Genomic DNA, 21,053 nt, shown 5'->3' with positions numbered 1-21,053 from the left:
TTTATGTGTTTAAGAACTTAAACGAAAGAACTCATAGATAAACACAAGGAGGCTCCATGCAGCGATTTTTTAAGCACCCGCGAATCATCATCATCGCCTGCCTTGCCGTCACGGGCATACTCGGCATTCAGCTCAAAAACATAAAGCTCGACAATTCGGTCAGACAATTTTTCCCGCACAAGCACGCATCCTACACGCGTCTCATCGATACGGAAGATATGTTCGGCAGTACCGTCGTCATCGGCGTTTCGCTCGAAACGGACGGAGATTCCATCGTCACGCCGGAAAACATCGCAATTATCGACCGTATCACGACCGAAATCGAAGCGCTTGAAAACGTGGAAAGCGTCGACTCGCTCACGAACATCGACTTTATCTACGGAAAAGATGACGCGCTCATTGCGGGAAACCTTATCGGCGTCGAACGCGAAAACGGGCTTTTGCCGCCACTCACCGACGAGCAGGCGGAAACGGTAAAGCGAAACATAAACGATTGGGACGATATGTACCGCCGCGTCATCCTCTCCGACGACGGGCGTGCGGCTCAAATGCAGATCATCTTAAAATCGAACAACCATCCCGATCCGAATGAAGTACACGAATCGGACGAAGCCGTGAGGCAGCGGACGCTCAATGCGATCCGCGACATCGTAGGTAAAGCGACGGAACACACGAACCTCAACGTCATCTATTACGGAGATCCCGTCCTCACCGAAAGCTCGAGAAAATTCATGCTGCGCGATTTGAAAAATCTCATTCCCCTCGTCGTCGTCGTCGTATTGATCACGCTGTTTTTAAGCTTTAAAACGCTCGACGGAACGCTGCTCCCGCTCATCGCCGTACTCATGGCGACGATATGGACGTGCGGCACGATGGCGGCATTGGGCTTTACGTTTACGATCGTCACGAGCATTATCCCCGTCGCGCTCATCGCGTGCGGGTCGGCATACGGTATCCACGTGCTCACGCACTACTACGTAGCTCTCGACGATGCGCTCGAAAAAGGAGGTACGCTCACAAAAGAGATACACAAAGCGCTCATCATCGAAAGCCTCAAAGACGTGTTCGTTGCGGTGTTCCTTGCGGCGCTCACGACGGCAATCGGCTTTATTTCGCTCGTCACAAGCCCCATCGGGCCGCTCCACAGCTTTGCGATATTCACCGCACTCGGCATCGCCTTTTCATTGATCCTTGCAACGACGTTTATCCCCGCGCTGCTCATGATAAAAAATCCGGAAAAGGTCGGCTACCGCTCGAAGCGCTTTGCACAAGCGGAAGCAAAAGTCAAAGCGAAAATCGAAGCGAAGCGGACGGGATCGCACCGCTCAAGCGAAACGCTGTACGGTATCTACAGCTTTTTTTGCGGTTCGAAGCCGCGCATATATCTGTTCTGTACGCTCATCGTGCTGTTTTCCGCGGTCGGTCTTTCACGCCTGCACATCGATACCGCGCTCATCAGCTATTTTCCGTATATGTCGAAACTGCGACAGGACGTCTACTACGTCGACGAGCGTTTTGCCGGCACAAATACCGTATACATGATCGTCAAAGGACCGGTACAAAAAGACGAAAACGGAAACGACGTGCTCGACGAAGACGGAAAGCGCGTGTACGTTGCGGGAAGCATGACAAAACCGGAAATATTAAAACCGCTCGACGACATGCAAACCTATCTGCTCGACAACTTCGACAGCGTCGGAAAAATCGTTTCGTTTACGACGTTTATAAAACGCATGAATCAAGTCATGCACGTTCCGGCGGCGGAAAACGTTTCCGACGAAAGCGCATCCCTGATCGCCGATGACGGCTTCGGAAGCGGAGATTTCGGCAGCGACTTCGGTTCAAGCGACTTCGGTTCGAACGATTTCGGAAACGACTTTGCCGCAAGCGATTTCGGAGGAGATTTCGGTTCTTCTTCAGCACCCGAAACGGAAGCACCGGTCGATTTTATCGATCCGAATATAGAATATGCGCGAAAACTTTCCGGAAAGATGTCGGTACGGGATATGCTCGATATGCTTTCTGCAGCGTATGTAGAAGCCGGCGGGCAGCATGCGACCGTCGAAAAAATCGTGTCCGCCCTCGAAAAGAAATTCAATTACAACGGAATCGATTATTACGAAATCCCCGACGACGTAAAAAAATATCCCGCGGCAAACCGCGAAGCGCTTTCGGATCTCGTGTCGCAGTATCTGCTCCTCTTTTCGGGTTCGCTCGACCGCTTTGCAAATAACCAGCTCCAGCCGTCGGTTTTGCGCACACAAATGCAATTCCGCTCGCACAGTACGGATGACATCACGCACTTTATCGATACGGCGAGCGACTATGCGCAAAAGCATTTTCCCGAAGGCTATACGGTCGAATTCACCGGGCCGGGAGAAATGGAAGCGACGATGACCGATATGGTCATTTCGAGCCAGCTCAAATCGCTGCTCTTTTCGCTCATCTGCGTGTTCATCGTCATCGCCGTTTCGTTCCGCTCCGGTTGGGCGGGACTGCTCGGTACCGTACCGCTCGCGTTTACCATTTTGCTCAACTACATGGTCATGGGATTTTCCGGAATCAAGCTCGACCTCGTGACGAGCATTCTCGCGTCGGTTGCGATAGGTGTCGGCATCGACTATACGATTCACTTTCTCGAAACGTACCGCGCCGAACGTTCGCTCACGCGCGACGGAAAAAACGCGGCAAAGCGGACGTTCAGAAAAAGCGGCATCGGTATCATCACGAACGCGCTCGCCGTCGGACTCGGCTTTCTCGTGCTCTATTTTTCGCAATTCGTCGTGCTCCGCTTTATCGGCATCCTCGTCGCGATCGTCATGTTCACAAGTTCGGCGCTCGCGATGACGATTATTCCGGGCTTCCTCGTCGCCTACGATCCGAAATTCATACGAGCGAAAAAGGAGGTCGAACGCGATATCGGCGAAAACGACACGGAATAGGAAATACGAAAGTTTTTATCAGTAGGACGATTCGAAGCGCCGTCTGAAATATCGCCGCCGCTTCGGATCTCGAGTTTGCGCGGATGTTTGCGGAAGATAGGTACACGCATCGTTTTGATGAAAATCGAATGAATACGATGCAGTATATTTTCGCAAACTCGATTATTAAACGTGTGCGCGTACGCGCACGACTAAAAACTTTTTCGGAAATTGATATTTCCTGCAAAAGTTTTTATAGGAGGACGATCCGAAGCGCCGTCTGAAATATCGCCGCCGCTTCGGATCTCGAGTTTGCGCGGATGTTTGCGGAAGATAGGTACACGCATCGTTTTGATGGAAATCGAATGAATACGATACAGTATATTTTCGCAAACTCGATTATTAAACGTGTGCGCGTACGCGCACGACTAAAAACTTTTTCGGAAATTGATATTTCCTGCAAAAGTTTTTATAGGAGATATTATGAAAAAAGCATCGCTTATTAAAATCACTTTTGCGGCGGCGGCTTTCGCCGCAGCGGGAGCGGCATTTGCCGAAGACGGGCGCGCTGTCATCGAAAAGGTGCTCAACGTAAAAAAGCCCGCTTACAATCATTCCCTTATTAAAATGGATTTGATTGCAAAAAACGGTTCGATCGAAGAAAGCCGCGAAATCGAAGAATACGGGCGGCACAACGCACAGACGGACACGTCGGACGTCGTCATCATTTTCAAAAACAGCACGAACAAGGGCAATATCAATACGCGCTTTCTCCAAATGGAAAAGAAAAACGCCGACGACGACAAATGGATCTACCTTCCGGCGCTCCGCAATACGCGCCGCGTCAATTCGAGCGAAGGCGATAAATCGTTTACCGGAACGGATGCAACCTACGACGATATGTCGACACGCGAACTCGACGACGACACGCACGAACTGCTGAAAGAAGAGCAAAAAAACGGCTTTGGCTGCTACGTCGTCAAATCGACTCCGGTAAACGCGTCGAAAGCGCAGTACAAATACCGCATCCAATGGATCGATAAAGCGACCTACGTTCCGGTGTACGCGGAAATGTACGATAAAAAAGACGGCTCGCTTTTAAAAGTGCTCACCGTAGAAAAGCTTAAAAACATCGGCGGCTACAATATCCCCATGTCGAACGTGCTCAAAAACGTGCAGACGGGTCACTCGACGCGCATCGCGATCACGCAGCGGAAAGACGCAAACGGAAACGCGCTTGACAACATCGTCCTCGATAAGCCGATCCCCGACCGCGTATTTACTCAGAGCTTTCTCAACACGGGCAAATAAAGGCTGCAGTGAAATCGGCAACGGTAAAAATTATTAATAATTAAACAAAGGGGACACGGATATGAAAAAGACAAAAGCCATTGCGGCGCTGATCGGTGCACTGTGTTTTATACTGCCCTATTTTGCGCACGCGCAGGATGCGCTCGATTTCGGAAACGCGGATTTCGGAAGCGATGTGTCCGACGATTTCGGCGGCGCATCGCAGGGCGCTAAAAGCGCGGGACTCAGCATCGGAGGCGAAGCGAAAATCGATTTCCGCTATTACGTCGACAGCAGGAACTCGGACGGCGACAATAAATCGTTTTCCGATTGGGATACGTATATCAAACCGAAAGGAAAGATCGAACTCGCATACGAAGGGAGTAAAACGGAAGCCGACGTAACATTCGCATTTAATAAAGACGTTATCGCCGACTACCCCTTCGATATCATCGACGAAATGACGCTCCGCGCGTATCTCGGAAACTTCGTGCTCGAAGGCGGTAAAATGAAAGTCGTCTGGGGCAAGGGCGACAAACTGCACGTGCTCGACAACTTCAACGCAAACGATTATACCGACTTTATCATCCCCGACTACATCGACAGGCGCATTTCCGAACCGATGGTGCGCCTCGTGTGGAACGCGCCGAAAGATGTCGGCATCGTAAACAGCCTGCGCGTCGAAAGCGTCTACGCGCCGTTTATGACCGCCGATCGCTACGGAAGCGGTATGTGGCAGCCGGCTGAAATGAGCGCGCTGAAAGCAAGTATGACAGCGGCAGCGGCGGGTGTCATCGGTGCGGCATTTCCTGGCGGTATTACCACCCCTCTGCAAGCCGTAAAATATACGGAAATGCTTTCGCGCGCAAATTCTCTTTCGAACAATCTGTATCCGAACCTGTACCGGCTGAAATACGGACAGGCGGGAGTGAGAGCGACGGCGACGCTCGGTACTTGGGATGTGGGGCTTTCGTACTATACGGGGCGCAGCAAAAAAGCGTCGGTCAATGCTGCAAAGCTGCGAAGCTATGTCGAAACGTATCTTAAGACCGGAAATGCCGCCGAGGGCGATAAATTCGTCGACTACGACCGGCTGCACATCTTCGGCGCGGAAGGAGCGAAAACCTTCGGCGGATTCAATTTCCGCGCGGAAGCGGCGTACACGATGACAAACGATTTTTCCGGCAGCGACGCGGCGATTCGCAATCACTCGATCGGCTGGGTGTTCGGATTCGACAAAGATCTGCCGCTCAGTAACCTCAACGTAAACGTGCAAACGATCGGAAGCTGCGTGCTGAACGACGGCGGCGTGCGCGATAACGGCGCATACGACGTCGACTACAACGCGAACGCGAGCTACACGAACGATAAAATCGTCGTAAATATTTCCGACAGCTGGAATCATGAAAAGATCAAACCGGAACTGCGCATCATCTGGGGTATCGAACGCGAAGACCTCATCGTCATGCCGCAGATAAGGTGGAACGTCGCCGACAGCTTCGACATCATCGCGTCGGGCTTATTTATCCACACGTTCGATGCGGACAAAAGCGAATTCCCCGCCTTCCGTCACAACAGCTTTGTGCAGCTGGGAATGAAATACAGGTTTTAAAAAATAGGATAGCAAACAAGGAAGCCGGAGCTGTCCCGGAAGTTATTGAAAACTTCGTAAAGGACAGCCCCGCGCAAAATACGCAGGCGGCGCACAAAAATCGATATGCGATCTTTGCACGATCCGCAGTTTAATTTCTATGAGCGATCCAATAATCGCGGACGGTTTCGATATTGTTGTAGATATAATCGAAATCGATGTCCCACAGCGGAATGTCGGAAAGCGGAATGTTTCCCTTTGCCGACGGATTTTCGGGGCGCACCGACCACGAACCGAGGGAAACGAGCGGCTCATAGCCCTTCCCTTTTCCGTCTTCGCCTCCCATCCAAAATTTAATAAAAAGCTTTGCGGCGTTCGGATGTTTGCATTCGTTCGCGATCGCGATAAAGTTCAGCGCGGGAATGCCGTTCGACACGTGCATGGTCTTCGGACCGTAATTGATCGCGTAGCCGTCACGCTGCTTTCGAAGCTTTACGGAAGACGCGTAGCCGACCGGCGGATTTTTTTGACCCTTTGCGCCGACGAGTTCGATAACTTCATCGGAACCCTTTGCGATGATCGGCGAGTTTGCGAGAAAGCGCTTGATAAAAGCATATCCCGCGTTCGGCTCGTCTTTTGCAAGCTGAATTTTTTTACCGAACACTTTTTCGTAATCGGCAGCCATTTCGTCCGCGTGCTGCACCATAGCCGTAAGCGGGGCGCAGTAAGCGTCGTTGCTCGCCGCGTCCTGAAATACGACGCGTCCCTTCCATTCGGGCTTCGTAAAATCCCACCACGAGGTGATCGGGCACGTCTTATACACTTCGGTATTGTAAAACCACAGATTGAGTTCGAGCATGAGCGGAGTGAGCGTCATATAAGAAGCCGGAACGTTTTTGAAAATCGATGCAGGCTGATAGTTATGCAGCATGCCTTCGGAAAACATTTCATACGTGTATTCGCCGACCTGCTCTTTCGAATGCAAAATATCCACCGTGCGGATGCCCGATTTATATTCGGTTGCGAATTTTTCTTTCAACGTGCCGGAAGAAATATCGTAGACTTCCACGTTGATGCCGGGATACGCTTCTTTAAAAGCATTTGCGACTTTTTGCGTACGGCTCGAAATCGTATAGATAACGAGAGCGCCTTCCGCTTTCGCTTTTTGATAGAGCTCGTCGACGCTTTCGTCTTTGTCGAGTCCGTTGTCCTTCGCCCACTTCGCTTCTTGGCTGTTCGATTTCGTTTCGGTTTGTCCCATCGAAAATGCGGACGAAAACATCGCCGCCAACAGCACCGCTACCGCAATCTTTTTCATCATATACTCCTATAAAAACTTTTGCAGGAAATTAGAGCCTTCGGCTCGTTCTGCAAAGAACTGATTCTACGTGTCCGCTTTCGCGGACTTCGAATCAATTTCCGAAAAAGTTTTTAGCCGTGCGCGTGCGCGCACACGTTCAATAGTCGAGTTTGCAAAATAAAGCGTATCGTATTCATACAATTTTTATCGAAACGACACGTATACACGTCTTCTGCAAACATCCAAGCAAACTCGAGATAAAAAGCGACGGCGATATTTCAGACGGCGCTTTTTATCGTACCTCCTATAAAAATAATTAATTAATTACAATATCCGATAATTACATCGATACGATCAATCGCTTTCGCCTTCGACGGATTTTTTTACGAGCGCACCGGACAAGGCATCGAACACGTTGAGCTTTTCGGGAGCTATCGCCGCGTAAACCGTTTCATCGGCTTTGTAGTGACGGATACCGAGCCGCTTTGCAAGGAAAGATTCTCCGGCGACGGAAAGGCGTATGAGCGTTTCACTTCCCGCAGGCATACTCGAATACACGCGGCACTCTACGGCACCCTTGGAAGCCGTGCGGGAAACCGTCACTTCTTCCGGCCGAAAACCTATCCTGCAGTCGAATGTTCCGTCGGGAATCTTATCGGTGCAGTCGCTTTTTTGAAATGTGAAATTTCCGAATGCGCTTTCGACTTCGAGCCCCGCTTCCGTCCGCTTCGCTTTTCCGCCCGTGAGATTTATTTTCGGATTTCCGATAAATTCCGCGATGCGCACGCTTGCAGGATTTTGGTATAAGCTCATAGGACTTGCAACCTGTTCGATGTGTCCATTGAAAAAAACGGCGATGCGCGTCGACAGCGTGAGCGCTTCCACTTGATCGTGCGTCACGTAGATGATCGTCGTTCCCATCTCCTCGTGCAATCGCTTCAGTTCGCTGCGCATATCGACGCGGAGCTTTGCGTCGAGATTCGACAGAGGTTCGTCGAGCAAAAGGAGTTCAACCGGCGTTGCTATAGCGCGGGCAATGGCGACGCGCTGCTGTTGTCCGCCTGAAAGTTCGGACGGATAGCGCCCCGCATATTCGCCGATCTGCATGCGGCTGAGCGCGCTTTCGACAAGCTTTTTGATTTCGTCTTTCGGCGTATGCTTTACGCGAAGACCGAAGGCGACGTTATCGAATACCGTCATGTGGGGCCACAGCGCGTACGACTGAAATACGAGATTGAGGCCTCTTTTTGCAGGAGGTGCGAAAAAACTTTCGGCCGCGTTTACGATGCGCTCGCCGTTCATAACGATTGAACCCGACTGCGGTTTTTCGAGTCCCGCGATAACGCGCAGCGTCGTCGTTTTGCCGCAGCCCGAAGGTCCGAGCAGTGTCATAAACTCTCCGTCTTCGATCGTCAAATCGACGTCTTTTAAAACGCGGTTCGTTCCGTAATATTTGTTGATGCCGGTCAATACGATTTTGCTCACGTCTAGCCTCCGAGCCCGCCGGCAATATCGGCGTGGAAAAATTTATTTGCAATCCAATAGAATAAAAACACGAGGATAAAGAGTACGATTGCGACGGCACTCGCCGGCTGTTGAAAGCCGTTCGTCGAATAGGTGTACGCCATATACGGCAGCGTCGCCTGCGTCGGCGTCATGAGGATGACGATTAAATCGAGCTCCTTTGCGATACTTATTAAAATGAGCATGAGACCGCTCATAAAACCGTTTTTGGAAAGCGGAAACACGATTTTGAAAAAGCGCGTCAAAAAATTCGCACCTGCGATCTGCCCCGCTTCTTCGAGCTCCGTACTTATCTGGAGCATATTGGACGTACCCGCGCGGGAAGCGAAGGGCAAATGCTTTACGATCGAAACGAGAACGAGCACGGCAAAGGTACCGTACAGCGACGGAATGAGCGTCAGCGGATGTCCAAAAAACGAAACGCGGGTCGGAGATGCGAACATGGCAAGGTACATCGCACCGAAAGCGATCGACGGAATGAGGTACGGGATAAACACGAGCTGTTCGACGAGCTTTCCGCTTTTTAAATGCCTGCCGCGCGAATTGATATAGCCGATGACCTGTCCGCAGATCGTCGCGATGACGGCCGTCCACGCGACAAGCAAGAGCGTATTTTTGACGAACATCCAAAACTGCGGCGATTTGAAGACGCCGGGAAGTCCGTCGGAAATCAAGGGGTCGCTTTCGCCGAGCCAGTGATGCAGCGTAAAATTCGAAAAGCTGTAATCGCCGGCTTGAAGCATAAAGGTTTGATAAAGCAAAATGCCGAGTGGCAGGATGACAGCTACGGCCAAAAATGCGGAGAGTACAACGACCGTCGGCGCTTTCCACGAACCGAGCGAAAGCGGCGTCGAGCGGCCGCCCTTTCCGCCGATCGTCGCATAGGATTTCCGCGAACCGATGAGCTTTTGATTGACGAAGATGTTTACCGACGCGATGAGGATAAGCATGATGCTGATCGCAAAGCCCGTGCCCTTTTGCGATTGGACGGTCGCATAGAGCGAGGTCGAAATCGTATAGTAGCCGACTTTAAGACCGAGGAAAGACGGAACGCCGAAAGTACCCATCACTTTTGAAAAGGTCAATATGACGCTCGAAAGGATGGCCGGAAGCACGAGCGGAAAAGTGATCTTCCTGAGCATAAGCCCCTTCGACGCACCGACGATCTCTCCCATCTCTTCGAGTTCCGAATTGATCGAACGGAGAGCTGCGGAAACGAGGAGATACGCATAGGCATAATAATGTATGGAAAGCACGAGTACGATCGGAAGCGGCCCGTAGGCGAGCCAGTCGGGAGCGTTGATGCCGAAATAGCTTAAAAAGCCCGCAGCTCCTCCTATCGTTTCGTTACGGAACACGGTGAGCCACGCCATGGATTTGCACCACGACGGCAGCATATACGGTACGATCACCGCAAGCGAAAAAAATCTTTTTCCGGGCAAGTCGGTGCGCACTAAAAGCCACGCGACAAGAGAGCCGATGAGAATCGAAAGCGCGCTCGTACAAACGGCGATGACAAGGGAATTGCGGAGCGGAATCCAAAAGAGATTGCGCGAAACGTCGCTCGCCAAAAGCCGCTTCCAATAGTACAGCGTAAACTGACCTTCGACCGCACCGCGCACGCGACGGAGGTCGGTTTTCGCCATCGTAAAGGTCGTACCGATCATCTGTACAAGCGGGACGACGATGAGATAGCATAAAATCGCTACGGAAACGAGCATGATGATATTGTACGGATCGGTAAAATAATTTTTCAGGCGATTTTGCAGCCGCCTCCGCCGGGAAAAGGACGGAAACGGCTCATCGGCATCGTACAGTGCAGGTCGCATCACATACTCCAATAGAAAGCGAAATCACTCCGGTATGACATTTCCGGTATCGGACGCAGGATAATGATACAAAAAACGCGGTTTATGCAAAGCAAAACCGCGATAATGTAATCGATTGATATAAGTCTATAGCACATTGTACGAAAAGTCAACACAACGCGTTGCATCACGTTAAATCTAGATGAAGATTATTGCAAAGGAACGAGTAGACGCAAAAGTCATAAAGAAATATGATGCGGCTAAGACTCTCTGCCGAAAGCTGATAGTTACGGTTAGATTTTTACGTGAGGAAATACGGGGACGACATAATCGTTGTTTTGCAGCGATGCAATTTCATATAGTTGTAAGCGTTCCGGACGGAAGTGATGGACAGCCGAAAATATTTTTCAGATTCAGTTATCGATGAACTCAAGCGCGCCGTCGAAGAAGCGGGAGGGAACGAAGTATTTTTTACCGGCGATATCAATTCGTCGGGGATCGTCGTTTCGGTAAAAGTCGGCGCCCGCGGCAACGAGGGCGAAGTTCCCGTCAATCAAAACGACGTGCGCGAATGCGCGGTTCTCATCCACAATCATCCGAGCGGATACCTCGAACCTTCCGACGCGGATATGGCGGCCGCTTCCGCCGCCTCCGAGCGCGCGCAAGGTTTTTACATCATCGACAACAGCGCTTCTCGAGTCTACGTCGTCATGGAAGCGGTCAAACCGAAATCGATTAAAAAACTCGATATCGATGCGGCTTCTCTGTATCTCGAAAACGGCGGCCCGCTTTCCGTCCTGTCCGAAAATTATGAAGAGCGCCCCGTACAAATCGCTCTGCTTCGAAGCATCGCCCGCTCCTTCAATGAAAATTCGCTCGGCGTATTCGAAGCGGGAACCGGCGTCGGAAAATCCTACGCTTATCTCATCCCCGCGATGCTGTGGGCGTCTTCGAACGGCGAGCGCGTCGTCATTTCCACGGGCACGATTAATTTGCAGCAACAGCTGTGCGAAAAAGACATTCCCGCGGCGGAAAGAATAATCGGAAAAAAGTGCAAAGCCGTTCTCGTCAAAGGGCGGCAAAATTACGTGTGCCTCCGCCGCCTTTCGGACGCGGGAAGCGAAAGAGAGCTTTTCGGAGACGATACGGAAACCTTCGATGCGATCGCCCGGTGGGCTGACAAGAGCGCGACGGGAAGCAAAAGCGATTTGCCCTTTATGCCCGGAGAAAAGATATGGTCGCGCATAAAAAGCGAAAGCGATGCGTGCATGGGGCCGCGCTGTCCTTTTTACGCGCAGTGCTTTGTCATGAAAGTGAGAAAAGAGGCTTCTTCTGCCGATATCGTCGTCGTCAATCACCACTTGCTTTTCGCCGACATCGAGTCGCGCATGAGCGGAGCGGGCTGGGACGATCAGGCGGTTTTGCCGCCGTATCGTCACGTTGTATTCGATGAAGCGCACGGTATCGAAAACGCGGCGACGAGTTTTTTCAGCGGCACGGCGAACCGATTTGCGCTTTTGCGTCAAGTAAATCTTTTGTACCGCAGACACAAAAATTCCGAAGCGGGATATATCTGCACGCTTGCAATTTTGTCGTCGAACGAAGAGCGTGCGGCGGATGCAAGCGGAATCGCGAGCCGCGTTAAGTCGGCGATTGCGGATTTGGAAACTGCGGCGGGAGATATATTACAGGACGATTACACGATCCGCCTCTCCGATGCGACTTCTCGCGATTTCGGGCCGCTTCTTTCTCTTGCCGCTTCCCTTGCGTCTTCTCTTTCATCGCTTATCGCCCTCGTAAAAGAATTGATGGAAGGCATCACGGACGAGGACAAAGCGGCAGGCGCGTATTGGGAAGCGAAGCTCGTCGTTCGCAGACTTGAAGCGGCTTTGCTTTTGTTCAACGACTTTACGGCGTGGGATGAAAAACGCGATTCGGTATTTTACTTGCAAAAAAAATATCTTCCGAGCGATGCGCTTTCGGCAAAAGACGAAGATCGGCAGTACACGCTGTTTACGAAAACGCCGCTCGACATCGCGCCTCTTATGAACACGGGCGTATTCGAGCCGATGCAGTCGGTCGTGTGTACGTCGGCGACGCTTTCGATACACAAAAATTTTTCGTGGTGGATGCGGCGGACGGGCGCTTCATTTGCCGACGAAGATCGCATCCTTACGGGAGATTTTCCATCTCCGTTTCCGTATAAAACGAACCTGCTTTTTTCCGTTCCGTCCGACGCCCCTCTTCCCGAAAACGCCGTCGACTTTCAGCGCTTTGTCGTGTCGGCGGTGAGCCGCCTCGTTTCGGCTGCACGGGGCAGGACGCTCGTTCTCTTTACATCCTACGATATGCTTCGAAACACTTTTACGGATGCGGCACCCTTTCTTTCGAAGTTCCGACTTTTAAAACAGGGCGACGACGATGCTTCCCGCCTCCTCGATGCGTTCCGTGAAGATATCGGAAGCGTGCTCTTTGCGACCGATTCGTTTTGGCAGGGCGTCGATGTGCCCGGCTCCTCTCTTTCGCAAGTGATCATCGTAAAGCTGCCGTTTTCCGTACCGAACGATCCGGTCTTTACCGCCCGATCCGAAGCCGTCGTAAAGCGCGGCGGAAGCGCGTTTATGGAACTCAGCGTTCCCGAAGCGGTGATCAAATTCCGTCAGGGATTCGGACGCCTTATAAGACGGAGCGACGACCGCGGCTGTGTCGCACTCCTCGACAAACGCATCTACGAAAAGCGCTACGGCACGATATTTTTAGGCAGCATACCCGAATCGAAACGCCTTTACAAAGATCTCGATACGATTGTCGCGGAGACCGAGCGCTTTCTGACAAGGGACTAGGGCTGTCAAAGAAGTAACCGACTTTTGAGATACCCCTACCCTTCTATTTGACAGCTGGGACTTTTCATTATATTATGATGCCATGTCGAGCCTTGTCACACTATGCTGCCTGTTCGGAATGGTAACATTGCCGTCCATCGGCAATATTATTTTGTATCCCATATCTAAAAAAGCGAGCACCGTTCTTTCCGATTATATCGTGCGTACGGTAGCTCCGCGCTTGTTTTCGATTTTATCGTGTTACAAGCATTTTCGTTTTATCGGCGACAAGCGGCGTTTTCGCGAACTTCCGCCGCAGTTTATCATCATTTCGAATCATCAAAGCCTTTTCGACATACCCTGCTATATGAATTATTTTCGCGATAAAAGTCTGCGCTTTGTCGCAAAGGCGGAGCTAGGCCGCCACATTCCGCTTGTATCGGAAATGCTGCGCTCACAGGAGCACTGCCTTATCCCGCGAAGAGCAAGTCCCGTAACGGCGATGAAGACGATCGAAGATTTTGCAAAGCGCGTGCTCGCTCGCGATCAAATTCCGGTGCTCTTTCCCGAAGGCTCTCGCACGCGGAACGGAAACGTCGGAAAATTTTATTCCGCGGGATTTCGAAAACTCGCCGAAGCGACGGGGCTCCCCGTCGTCGTGTGCGCCCTCGACGGCGGCTGGGAGATCGGCAGGCTCCGCACGATCATGACGAATTTAAAAAACGGCAGCTATAAAGTGACGATTGTAAAAATCTACGATGCGCCGAAAACGAAAGAAGCGCAAAACGCGATTTTGGAAGAAGCTCCGCGCTTGATTCAAACTCAGCTCGACACATGGAGAAGCGGCGGAAGCGCAAATTGACGCATGGCGGAGCCAATAAAGCCGTCGTTTCGGTTAATCGGTTAAATAAAAAAACCGCACCCGTGAGTGCGGTTTTCGCATTGTAAAAATCAACATACCCGACGCAAAGTGCAGGGGCATTAACCCTTCGTACGAATAAAAAATCATTTAAAGTCTTTCGGGCGCCGCTCCGTCCGCTTGCACTTAGAACATTCCGCGACGTTTTTAATTTTTCCCTTTTCGAACATAGTCTTCATTATGATTTCTCCGCCGCAGTCGGGACACATGAATTTATGCGTCGCAACCGATGTACGGGAGTTTTTACTTGTTCCGGCCATAACATTCCTCCAAAACGAATTTTTTTAAATATAACGATAAAACGGCGCTCTGTCAATTATGCGGAAAAAGCGGAAAAGCAGCGGAGCAAACTTCGCCCGATGCACGGATACAGCGCGAACGACCACTGCTCGGATTTTGCTCGCTCTTGACGTACTGTCTCCGAATTTGCTATAGTTTTCGGGCATTGCAAATGCGCTACGGTGCCTGTAGTTCAGTGGTAGAGCGCCAGATTGTGGATCTGGTTGTCGTGGGTTCAATCCCCACCAGGCACCCGCTTTTATAAAAATTAATAAAAAAGACGCCGCCGATTGCCTGAACGCTCGCGGCTTCGAAATCCTTCCGAAAGCGTTTATAGCTCAACTGGATAGAGCAACGGACTTCGAATCCGTAGGTTGCGTGTTCGAGTCACGCTAAACGCAATTTTCCCACCCTGCACTGTCTTCGCCGCTTCCCGTCGCATTCGAGTGCCTGCAAAAAATCGCATAACGTACTTGCCATTTTATTTTATTTTTGCTATAGTTATAACATTCAGCCACTGTCGTGGATTGAGTACGGGCCATTAGCTCAGCTGGTAGAGCAACAGACTCTTAATCTGTGGGTCGTCGGTTCGAAGCCGGCATGGCTCAAGCCTTGTGTGAGATGAGAAGGCACGCACTCTTTATGCGAGAGTGGTGAAACGGCAGACACGCCGGATTTAGGTTCCGGTGCCTTACGGCGTAAGGGTTCAAGTCCCTTCTCTCGCAATTCCGATGCCTGAGGTGTTGCGACATACAGATTTGCGGGAATAGCTCAGTGGTAGAGCGCCACCTTGCCAAGGTGGATGTCGCGGGTCCAACTCCCGTTTCCCGCTCGAGTACCGAAGCTTACAGCGCCGGAAAACGCAAAGAATTATTTGCGGGAATAGCTCAGTGGTAGAGCGCCACCTTGCCAAGGTGGATGTCGCGGGTCCAACTCCCGTTTCCCGCTTAAAAGCAAAAGCGATTCGGAGCAATCTGAATCGCTTTTTTTATTCGTACGGAGATTACTGGTAAGGAGCGAAGCGTGGAACTCAAAAAAGAATTCACCGACCTTGAAAAATCGGCGGTAAAACTCACCGTCACCGTTTCACAAAAAGACGTCGCGGCCGCATACGCGGAAACGCTCGGCAAATATCTAAAGCAGGCGCAGATTCCGGGCTTCAGAAAAGGCCACGTGCCGGCGAATATTCTCGAACGCAAATTCGGAGAGGGCATCAAAGCCGATACGGTAAGCGATATAATCGACAAAGCGCTCAACGAAATCTTTGAAGACGATGCGGAAAAGGCAAACCGTCCGCTCCCCTACGCTCAGCCCGTCATGGAAAAAATGCCGGAACTCGACGCTGCAAAAGATTTAAGCTTTTCTCTCACCTATGACGTATATCCCAAAGTCGACGTCAAAAACTTTTCGGGCATTACGATAAAAGAGCCGCAGGTCGTAATCGGCGACAAAGAGATCGATGAAGAGCTCAAAGCCGTGCAGGAGCGCAATGCTGTCGTCATCGACAAAAAAGACGACGAAAAAGTCGAAAAGGACAATATCGTTACGATCAATTATGCCGAACTCGACGAAAACGGAAACGAAATCGCAGGGACAAAGCGCGAAGATTTCGTCTTTACGGCGGGATCGAACGGTACGTTGTACCGCATCGACGACGACGTCATCGGCATGAAAAAAGGCGAAACGAAAACGATTACGAAAACCTACGCAAAAGACGACAAAGACAAAACGCTTGCGGGTACAACGAAAAAAATCGGCGTAACGGTTACCGCAATCAAAATACGCAACCTTCCCGCACTCGACGACGAACTTGCGCAGGACGTGAGCGAAAAATACAAAACGCTCGACGACTTAAAAAAAGCCATCATAAAAAATATGGAAAGCGCGAAGGAGCGGCGTATCGGAGAAATCAAAAACAACGAACTGCTTTCCCGGCTTGTCGAAAAAAATCCCTTCGATATCCCTTCTTCCATGCTCGACACGGAACTCGAAAACCGCTGGTATTCGATGGCGCAGCAGTTTCAGACGACGCCGGAACAGCTTGAAAAGATGTTTTCGTCGGCAAAACAGACGAAAGCCGATATACTCAAAGAGTGGGCAGGCGCAAGCGAAAAAATGCTTAAAAGCAGAATTATCGTAGACAATTTGATCCGCGCGCGGAATATTTCCGTTACGCCCGAAGATGTCGAAGCGCGCTATAAAGAAATCGCCGACAGGGGCGGCATAAGCGTCGACGAAGTGAAAAAGCACTACGAAGACGCAAAAGCGAAAGAATACCTCATCGACGACACAAAAGAGCAAAAACTCTACGACGAACTGTATAAAGAGGTGAAAACGGTAAAGGGAGATGCGATATCGTTCGCCGATTTATTTAAAGGGGAAAGCAACTGAACCCACGCCGCCTCGTTTTTTCAGTATATTATATAGACAGGATGTGACTATGAATGAACGGATGAACACGCTCGTCCCCTCCGTCATCGAGCGGAGCGGAAACGTCGAGAGATCCTATGATATTTTTTCACGGCTGCTCAAAGACAGAATTATCTTTATCGACGGGGAGATAAACGACGTTACGGCGGACTTGGTCGTTGCGCAAATTCTCTTTCTCGAATCGGAAAATCCCGATAAAGACATCAGCATATACATAAACAGTCCCGGAGGATCGGTTACCTCAGGTCTTGCGATCTACGATACGATGCAGTACGTCAAGTGCCAAATCCAGACGATCTGCATGGGACAGGCTGCAAGCATTGGTGCAATCCTCCTCGCAGGCGGCACTGCGGGAAAAAGGTTCGCCCTTCCCTCTTCGCGCGTTATGATCCACCAGCCGTGGGGCGGCGTGCAGGGACAGGAAAGCGACATTTCGATCCAGGCAAAAGAAATCGTGCGTTTAAAAAAATTGACGATCGATTATTTTGCGCATCACACGAAAAAAACACCCGAACAGGTTGCTTCCGATATGGAACGCGATTTTTATATGTCGGCCGAAGACGCGCTTGCGTACGGCATCGTCGATCACGTTATGCCGGGGAGAAAAAAGCAATGAAACGATTCGGAAGCGACGCGCAGTTTTGTTCGTTTTGCGGCAAACCTGCAGACGCATCGCGTCATCTCGTAGGAGCGCCTTCAGGCAATATCCACATCTGCAATCAGTGCGTCGCCGTCTGCCAAAGCATGCTCGATCAGGAAGAAGGAGAAGTCGCGCCGATTACGATGAACGACGTCCCGACTCCGAAAGAATTCAAAGAATACCTCGATCAGTATGTCGTCGGACAGGACGAAGCGAAAAAGACGCTTTCCGTCGCCGTGTACAACCACTACAAGCGCATGTCGGTTCCGAAAAGCATGCGCAAAGACGACGACGTGCTCATCGAAAAATCGAACATACTGCTCATGGGGCCGACCGGAAGCGGAAAGACGCTGCTTGCAAAAACGCTCGCGCAAAAACTCAAAGTACCCTTCGCCATCGCCGATGCGACGACACTCACCGAAGCGGGTTATGTCGGAGAAGACGTCGAAAACGTGCTTTTAAAATTGATAAACGCCGCAAACGGCAACATCAAAGCCGCCGAGCGCGGTATCATCTTTATCGATGAAATCGACAAGATTTCGCGCAAAAGCGAAAATACGTCGATCACGCGCGACGTGTCGGGCGAAGGCGTACAGCAGGCGCTTTTAAAAATCATCGAAGGTACGCACGCGAGCGTTCCGCCGCAGGGAGGACGCAAGCACCCGAATCAGGAGATGATCGATATCGACACAACAAACGTCCTCTTTATCTTGGGCGGCGCTTTCGTCGGTCTTGAAAAGATCATCGAACAGCGCACTGCAGAGCGCGCAATGGGTTTCGGCAGCAACGTCGGTATGATGAACGAAGAAGACCGCATGAACCTGCTCAACCGCTGCACTCCCGACGACCTCGTCAAATTCGGCATCATCCCCGAACTGATCGGACGGATGCCTATCACCGTCGCACTCAAAGAGCTCACGCGGGACGATTTGGTGCGCATCCTCACCGAACCGAAAAACGCGATCACAAAGCAGTTTCAAGCATCTTTCGCCCTCGACAACGTCAAACTCGAATTCACCGATGAAGCGATCGGGGAAATCGCCGACGAAGCCGTCCGCCAAAAAACCGGCGCGCGCGGACTTCGCAGCATCGTCGAAAAAATGCTGCAGGATATCATGTACGAACTCCCGTCGATCAAAGACCGCGAGCAAAAAAAGCTCGTCGTTTCGAAAGATATCGTGCAAAATAAAACCCATCTCGACGTAGGATCTCTTTTGACGGCGTAGATGTAAAGCGCAGACGATCGCATCGCCTGTAAAGCGCAGACGATTTATCGCATTGTCCGCGACTCGCATTTCATCATATTGTCCGCGAATCGTACTGCGTTTTCATATACGAAAATCGTACATATCTTTTACAATTTTCATTTCTATCTTGACATAATTAGCGGTTTTTGTCAGAATAAAAAAACCGCACGAACGCCGATTTTGCGGACGGTATATCCGCTGCGGCGCGATGATTATTTTACGGAGTAAACCCGATGAACACGAGTAAAACGATTGAAAAGATCAAATCACTTTTTGAAAAAGATGCGGCGGAAAAGCTGCCGCATAATATACCGCTTTTGCTTCGCTCCCGTGCCGAAGCCTATCCCGACTACACGTTGCAGATCGTTAAAAACGAAGTCGGCGAATACGAGCACTACAGCTACAAGCGCGTTTACAATCGCGTCGTCGAAACGGCGTGCGCGCTGCAAAAGATCGGCGTAACGCGCGGAGCCTTTGTCGGTCTCATGTGCGACAACCGGCGCGAATGGTTTATCCTCGATCACGCGATTTTGTCTCTCGGCGCAACCGATATTCCCCGCGGACTCGATTCGACGGGAACCGAAATGGCCTTCATATTGAATTTCATCAAATGCGAAATCTGTATTTTTGAAAATCAAAAGCAGCTGCAAAAGCTCTTCGACTGCGGAGTTGACGTGCCGACGCTGAAGACGGTTATCCTCATCGATTCGCCTACGGACGATGAGATAAAAAAACAGGCGAAAGCGCGCGAAATCAAAATTTGGAAATACATCGATCTTGAGGACAAAGGACGCCACGCTTCCGAAAAAGAGCGAAAAGCGGTTGAAGCTGAAATGGATAAAACGGGCGCCGACGAAACGGCGACGATCATCTTTACGTCGGGAACGACAGGAACTCCCAAAGGCGTTATGCTTACGCACGACAACTATATCGCGCAGTGCGAAGTGGTAAAGCTCGCCCTTCCGACGACGAAGGACGAAGACATCTGGCTGTCGGTGCTTCCCGTATGGCACAGTTTCGAGCGTGCGTTTCAATATTTTATCGTCGCGCTCAAAAGCAGCATCGCGTATTCGAAACCGTCGGCCGCTATCATGCTTTCCGATATGGCGAAAGTTCATCCGACATGGATGTGCGGTGTCCCCCGCCTGTGGGAATCGCTTGCAAACGGTATTTTCCGCCAGATGGAAAAAGAAAACAGCGTTACGCAGTTTTCGTTCAACCTTGCGATCAAAATCGGAAAAGCGTTTTCGTGGGCGAGCGACCGCGTGAGGGGCCGTGTGTGCCGCTACAGAAACAGCACGCGCATCTTCGACGTTTTATACGGCATCGTTCCGTTTATCCTGCTCGCCCCGTGGTACGGTATCTGCAAAGTCGTCGTCTTTAAAAAGATCCGCGCAGTGCTCGGCGGTCACATGGTTGCGGCGATTTCCGGAGGAGGAGCACTGCAAAGCGATATCGATTCGTTCTATCACGCGATCGGTTTCAATCTGCTCGAAGGCTACGGCATTACCGAAGCGGCTCCCGTCCTTTCGGTGCGCAATCCTTTAAAGCCGCGCTCGGGCTGCGTCGGCGTCGTATTCCCTGCGGCCGAAGTGCGCGTCGTTTCGCTCAACGAAGACGGCTCGCTCGGTACCGAAGCGCTTCCGCCCGGTAAAAAAGGCATCGTCGAAGCGAGAGGCCGCCAAATCATGAAAGGCTACTACGAGCGTCCCGATTTGACGGCTCAGGTTATCGATAAAGACGGCTGGCTCAACACGGGCGATATCGGTATGATGACGCAGGACAACGAAATCAAAATCACCGGACGAGCGAAGGATACGATCGTATTGCTCGGCGGAGAAAATATCGAACCCGCGGTTATCGAAGCCTCTCTTTTGAACAGCCCCTACATCGAACGCGTCATGATCGTGGGGCAGGATAAAAAATATATCGCAGCTCTCATCGTTCCGGCAAAAGACGTGCTCACCGAGTGGGCGAACACCTCTCTTGTCATGTACAGTTCGTGGGAGAGCCTGCTTGAATCGAACGAAGTGCAAATGTTTTTCCGCGAAGAGATCGAACGCCGCGTAAACGAAAAGACGGGCTTCCGCACCTGTGAACGCATCAACCGCTTCGCACTGCTTCCGAACAGTTTTGAAGCCGGAAAAGAAGTCAATGCAAAAGGCGAAATGATGCGTTATAAGATTACGAAGATATACGCAAAAGAGATCAAATCCCTTTTTGCGTAAAACGACTGCCGGAAACGAACTTTGTTCGATCGGATGACTCCCGTGTACAGGAGT

Annotated in this window: 13 protein-coding genes and 6 tRNA genes; 15 read left to right on the top strand and 4 right to left on the bottom strand. The window is 51.0% G+C overall.

Features of this window, described 5'->3' with window-relative positions; all coding sequences use genetic code 11:
- The first annotated feature begins 56 nt into the window (after positions 1 to 56).
- From IZU26_RS11405 to IZU26_RS11395, 3 genes are all read left to right on the top strand, one after another.
- Positions 57 to 2,942, top strand: coding sequence for an MMPL family transporter (locus IZU26_RS11405; RefSeq protein WP_433279139.1), 2,886 nt, complete (start codon positions 57 to 59; stop codon positions 2,940 to 2,942).
- A gap of 462 nt (positions 2,943 to 3,404) precedes the next feature.
- Complete coding sequence (locus IZU26_RS11400) at positions 3,405 to 4,232, top strand: outer membrane lipoprotein-sorting protein (protein ID WP_433279137.1); 828 nt, start codon at positions 3,405 to 3,407, stop codon at positions 4,230 to 4,232.
- 61 nt (positions 4,233 to 4,293) lie between these two features.
- Positions 4,294 to 5,823 (top strand): hypothetical protein, encoded by a 1,530-nt coding sequence (locus IZU26_RS11395; protein ID WP_433279135.1) that lies wholly within the window; start codon positions 4,294 to 4,296, stop codon positions 5,821 to 5,823.
- A 130-nt stretch (positions 5,824 to 5,953) separates the two neighbouring features.
- On the opposite strand, the gene IZU26_RS11390 is transcribed toward IZU26_RS11395, so the two are convergent.
- The 3 genes from IZU26_RS11390 to IZU26_RS11380 all read right to left on the bottom strand — a co-directional run bounded on the left by IZU26_RS11390 (position 5,954) and on the right by IZU26_RS11380 (position 10,455).
- On the bottom strand, positions 5,954 to 7,120 hold the full coding sequence (locus IZU26_RS11390; protein WP_433279133.1) for an ABC transporter substrate-binding protein: 1,167 nt from the start codon (positions 7,118 to 7,120) through the stop codon (positions 5,954 to 5,956).
- A 336-nt stretch (positions 7,121 to 7,456) separates the two neighbouring features.
- Entirely contained in the window at positions 7,457 to 8,587 is a 1,131-nt protein-coding gene (locus IZU26_RS11385; protein ID WP_433279131.1) for an ABC transporter ATP-binding protein, read from the bottom strand.
- Positions 8,588 to 8,589: 2 nt separating this feature from the next.
- Positions 8,590 to 10,455 (bottom strand): ABC transporter permease, encoded by a 1,866-nt coding sequence (locus IZU26_RS11380; protein WP_433279207.1) that lies wholly within the window; start codon positions 10,453 to 10,455, stop codon positions 8,590 to 8,592.
- Positions 10,456 to 10,820: 365 nt separating this feature from the next.
- Here IZU26_RS11380 and IZU26_RS11375 point away from each other — a divergent pair, with 365 nt between their 5' ends.
- Positions 10,821 to 13,277: an ATP-dependent DNA helicase gene (locus IZU26_RS11375; protein WP_433279129.1), complete on the top strand. Its 2,457-nt coding sequence runs from the start codon at positions 10,821 to 10,823 to the stop codon at positions 13,275 to 13,277.
- Positions 13,278 to 13,395: 118 nt separating this feature from the next.
- Positions 13,396 to 14,118 (top strand): lysophospholipid acyltransferase family protein, encoded by a 723-nt coding sequence (locus IZU26_RS11370; RefSeq protein ID WP_310823346.1) that lies wholly within the window; start codon positions 13,396 to 13,398, stop codon positions 14,116 to 14,118.
- Between the two features lie 143 nt (positions 14,119 to 14,261).
- On the opposite strand, the gene IZU26_RS11365 is transcribed toward IZU26_RS11370, so the two are convergent.
- A complete protein-coding gene (locus IZU26_RS11365; protein ID WP_021330258.1) occupies positions 14,262 to 14,435 on the bottom strand; it encodes a hypothetical protein in 174 nt (57 codons plus the stop codon).
- A 201-nt stretch (positions 14,436 to 14,636) separates the two neighbouring features.
- On the opposite strand from IZU26_RS11365, the gene IZU26_RS11360 reads away from it, so the two are divergent.
- The 10 genes from IZU26_RS11360 to IZU26_RS11315 all read left to right on the top strand — a co-directional run bounded on the left by IZU26_RS11360 (position 14,637) and on the right by IZU26_RS11315 (position 20,999).
- Positions 14,637 to 14,708: transfer RNA gene (locus tag IZU26_RS11360), tRNA-His, on the top strand.
- A gap of 73 nt (positions 14,709 to 14,781) precedes the next feature.
- Positions 14,782 to 14,855: transfer RNA gene (locus tag IZU26_RS11355), tRNA-Arg, on the top strand.
- Positions 14,856 to 14,989: 134 nt separating this feature from the next.
- Positions 14,990 to 15,062 (top strand) — tRNA-Lys (locus IZU26_RS11350).
- A 36-nt stretch (positions 15,063 to 15,098) separates the two neighbouring features.
- Positions 15,099 to 15,179 (top strand) — tRNA-Leu (locus IZU26_RS11345).
- A gap of 35 nt (positions 15,180 to 15,214) precedes the next feature.
- Positions 15,215 to 15,286: transfer RNA gene (locus tag IZU26_RS11340), tRNA-Gly, on the top strand.
- 44 nt (positions 15,287 to 15,330) lie between these two features.
- Positions 15,331 to 15,402: transfer RNA gene (locus tag IZU26_RS11335), tRNA-Gly, on the top strand.
- Positions 15,403 to 15,477: 75 nt separating this feature from the next.
- Entirely contained in the window at positions 15,478 to 16,845 is a 1,368-nt protein-coding gene (tig, locus tag IZU26_RS11330) for a trigger factor (protein ID WP_433279127.1), read from the top strand.
- Positions 16,846 to 16,894: 49 nt separating this feature from the next.
- Positions 16,895 to 17,500, top strand: coding sequence for an ATP-dependent Clp protease proteolytic subunit (locus IZU26_RS11325; RefSeq protein WP_433279125.1), 606 nt, complete (start codon positions 16,895 to 16,897; stop codon positions 17,498 to 17,500).
- Positions 17,497 to 18,750, top strand: a complete 1,254-nt coding sequence (clpX, locus tag IZU26_RS11320; RefSeq protein ID WP_021331373.1) for an ATP-dependent Clp protease ATP-binding subunit ClpX — start codon at positions 17,497 to 17,499, stop codon at positions 18,748 to 18,750. The genes IZU26_RS11325 and clpX overlap by 4 nt, the downstream gene beginning before the upstream one ends.
- A gap of 254 nt (positions 18,751 to 19,004) precedes the next feature.
- A complete protein-coding gene (locus tag IZU26_RS11315) occupies positions 19,005 to 20,999 on the top strand; it encodes an AMP-dependent synthetase/ligase (protein ID WP_433279123.1) in 1,995 nt (664 codons plus the stop codon).
- Positions 21,000 to 21,053 lie beyond the last annotated feature (54 nt).

The organism is Treponema sp. SP13 (assembly GCF_050938355.1).
Taxonomy (GTDB): domain Bacteria; phylum Spirochaetota; class Spirochaetia; order Treponematales; family Treponemataceae; genus Treponema_D; species Treponema_D socranskii.
Note: the sequence above shows the minus strand (reverse complement) of the source record. Positions and strands in the feature narration are given on the sequence as shown.

What these genes read in the sequence shown, in the direction of transcription:
- IZU26_RS11405 (WP_433279139.1), top strand. Translation starts at nt 57, where the DNA reads ATGCAGCGATTTTTTAAGCACCCGCGAATCATCATCATCGCCTGCCTT.
- IZU26_RS11400 (WP_433279137.1), top strand. Translation starts at nt 3,405, where the DNA reads ATGAAAAAAGCATCGCTTATTAAAATCACTTTTGCGGCGGCGGCTTTC.
- IZU26_RS11395 (WP_433279135.1), top strand. Translation starts at nt 4,294, where the DNA reads ATGAAAAAGACAAAAGCCATTGCGGCGCTGATCGGTGCACTGTGTTTT.
- IZU26_RS11390 (WP_433279133.1), bottom strand. Translation starts at nt 7,120, where the DNA reads ATGAAAAAGATTGCGGTAGCGGTGCTGTTGGCGGCGATGTTTTCGTCC.
- IZU26_RS11380 (WP_433279207.1), bottom strand. Translation starts at nt 10,455, where the DNA reads ATGCGACCTGCACTGTACGATGCCGATGAGCCGTTTCCGTCCTTTTCC.
- IZU26_RS11375 (WP_433279129.1), top strand. Translation starts at nt 10,821, where the DNA reads ATGGACAGCCGAAAATATTTTTCAGATTCAGTTATCGATGAACTCAAG.
- IZU26_RS11370 (WP_310823346.1), top strand. Translation starts at nt 13,396, where the DNA reads ATGGTAACATTGCCGTCCATCGGCAATATTATTTTGTATCCCATATCT.
- IZU26_RS11365 (WP_021330258.1), bottom strand. Translation starts at nt 14,435, where the DNA reads ATGGCCGGAACAAGTAAAAACTCCCGTACATCGGTTGCGACGCATAAA.
- IZU26_RS11325 (WP_433279125.1), top strand. Translation starts at nt 16,895, where the DNA reads ATGAATGAACGGATGAACACGCTCGTCCCCTCCGTCATCGAGCGGAGC.
- clpX (WP_021331373.1), top strand. Translation starts at nt 17,497, where the DNA reads ATGAAACGATTCGGAAGCGACGCGCAGTTTTGTTCGTTTTGCGGCAAA.
- IZU26_RS11315 (WP_433279123.1), top strand. Translation starts at nt 19,005, where the DNA reads ATGAACACGAGTAAAACGATTGAAAAGATCAAATCACTTTTTGAAAAA.